1 pseudogene is annotated in these 549 nt (G+C 69.4%); it reads left to right on the plus strand.

What is annotated here, in order from left to right:
- Positions 1-230 precede the first annotated feature (230 nt).
- Positions 231-425 (plus strand): annotated as a pseudogene (gene yidD / locus G3I78_RS51515) (membrane protein insertion efficiency factor YidD); the annotation flags it as partial.
- Positions 426-549 lie beyond the last annotated feature (124 nt).

A 549-nucleotide genomic window follows, 5' to 3' on the forward strand; every position in this document is an offset into this window, starting at 1 on the left:
CTTCCCGCCTCGGCGGTGGCGTCCTTCGACGCCCTGAGCGCCGACCTCGACAGCGGGCTCGAGCGCGCGGTCCGGCGTCTCCACGAACGCTCGGGCGTGGATCGATGACGACCACGCACCCGGTCGACGCTCCCGGCGCGGAGTCCCCCGAGGACTCCGGCGGAGCTCCCGGCATCGTGCGTCGCGTCGTCTCCGTGCTGCGTCGCGTCCCGGCGCTCACCCTCATCGGCATGATCCGGGCCTACCAGTCGGTGATCTCCCCGATGACGGGTCCGACGTGCAAGTACTACCCGTCCTGCTCCCAGTACGCCCTCACGGCGGTGCGTCGTCACGGCGCCCTGCGCGGAACGGGCCTCGCCCTCTGGCGGCTGCTGCGCTGCAACCCCTGGAGCCTTGGTGGGGTCGACGACGTTCCGCCGGCACGACACACGCACTAGACCGCAGCCCGGCCACGGGCGATTCACAAGCTTTGTCCGAAGTTGAGGGAGCAGTCACGGATGGACTTCTTCGCGATCCTTTACCCCATCGAGTGGGTAGTCGCCTGGATCA

Origin of the sequence: Streptomyces sp. SID13726 (assembly GCF_010548375.1) — a bacterium.
GTDB lineage: Bacteria > Actinomycetota > Actinomycetes > Streptomycetales > Streptomycetaceae > Streptomyces.